Annotated in this window: 3 protein-coding genes; all 3 read right to left on the reverse strand. The window is 72.9% G+C overall.

The annotated features are described in order from the left end of the window. On the reverse strand, positions 1–312 hold a 312-nt coding region (locus tag D7231_RS34810; protein ID WP_147449886.1), incomplete at its 3' end, for a 7-carboxy-7-deazaguanine synthase QueE. Then, positions 281–691 (reverse strand): 6-pyruvoyl trahydropterin synthase family protein, encoded by a 411-nt coding sequence (locus tag D7231_RS34815; protein WP_120760359.1) that lies wholly within the window; start codon positions 689–691, stop codon positions 281–283. The genes D7231_RS34810 and D7231_RS34815, both read right to left, overlap by 32 nt. Continuing rightward, positions 691–1,361, reverse strand: a 671-nt coding sequence (locus D7231_RS34820) for a TauD/TfdA family dioxygenase (protein WP_147449887.1), incomplete at its 5' end; no start/stop codon positions are given. The genes D7231_RS34815 and D7231_RS34820, both read right to left, overlap by 1 nt.

The following is a 1,361-nucleotide window of genomic DNA, read 5'->3' on the forward strand; positions in this document are numbered from 1 at the left end:
CAGGCGCCGTACCAGGGGGACCAGTTGCCGTTGCTGGAGCAGCGGTTCGCCGCCGGTGACCACAACCAGGCCCGTCGGCGCGCCCAGCGCCCAGGCGGCGAGGTCCTCCACGCTGTGTCCGGCCGACTCGGCGCGCGGGTCGTAGCGTTCCCAGTCCCAGGTCCAGGGCGTGTCGCACCACCCGCAGGAAAGGTTGCACCGGGAGAGCCGGATGAACACCGCCGGCTCCCCCATGCTGGGGCCCTCGCCCTGGAACGTGGGCCGGTCAACTCCGAAGCGCTCAGCGACGATCAGCCGGGGCTCGGCCACCATCCCGCTCCTCCACGTCGTACTGGGCCCAGGTCGATGCGGTCTCGCTGACGCGCACCGACCTCAAGCGTCCGGGGATGTCCGGTTCGAGGTTCGCGATGAACCACTGGGCGAGGTGCCGCGCCAGCAGCTCGCAGGTGGGCTCGAACGGAAGGGTCTCCGTCAGATCCCGGTGGTCCAGCTCCTCGCTGAGATACCTGCCGAAGGGCGCAAGGTCGCCGAAGTCGGTGACGAAGCCCGGGGGTACGAGTTCGGCACGGGTGAGGGCGATCTCGACCCGGTAGCTATGCCCGTGCGGCCGGGAGCACTTGTGCTCCGGTCCGAGGCTGGCAAGCCGGTGTGCGGCCTCGAAGCGGAACGCCTTGCCGATCGTGGTCGGCATCAGCGGTACTCCGGGGATACGCGGGGCGGGGAGGCCGCGCCGCGGGGGCGGAATCCGGAGTCCAGGGGGAAGCGGGCGGTGCCCAGGGCGCGGTAAGCGACGCGTTCGCCGCGGAATCCGTCGCGGCCGTGCAGCCAGCGGTGGTTGTCCAGCAGGTATCCCTCCCCGGCCGCCAGCTCCAGCCGCTGCTGGTGGCGGGCGATAGCGGCGCGCAGGTGCGCGAGGTGAGGCGCGGCCAGGGGGTTCCAGCGCACGAGCTGGTCTTGCCGCAGCCGCAGCGTGAGGCGGTTGTCCTCGGCCCAGGCGAACACCGGCGCGAAGACGCCGTCGGCGCCGCCGAAGAGGGCGGCGCGGGGATCGGCCAGGGCGGTGGCGGCATCGGGGCGCTGGTGGGCGAGGTCGGTGTGGACTGCGCGGCCGTCGGCCAGCCGGATGGCCCCGCCCGCCTTGGCAGGCCGGGCGCAGACGAACAGCATCAGGCGCGGCGGTTCGGGTGTTCCGGAGCGCTCGGTGTGGACGGGAAGGGCCTGGTTGCTGAACCCGGCGAATCCCGGCGGCTGGTTCGGGTGGCCGGAGTCCTGGATGACGGTCAGCCCGTCCGGCTCGCTGTCGCGGTGCGGGATGAGCCGCAGGCACTGCGCGGCCAGGTCGAGCACGGCCTGGCGGCTGG

The organism is Streptomyces klenkii (assembly GCF_003626645.1).
In the GTDB taxonomy this organism is placed as follows: Bacteria; Actinomycetota; Actinomycetes; order Streptomycetales; family Streptomycetaceae; genus Streptomyces; species Streptomyces klenkii.

Bases quoted from the DNA above. Each gene is read 5' to 3' on its own strand.
- D7231_RS34815 (WP_120760359.1), bottom strand. From the start codon at position 691: ATGCCGACCACGATCGGCAAGGCGTTCCGCTTCGAGGCCGCACACCGG.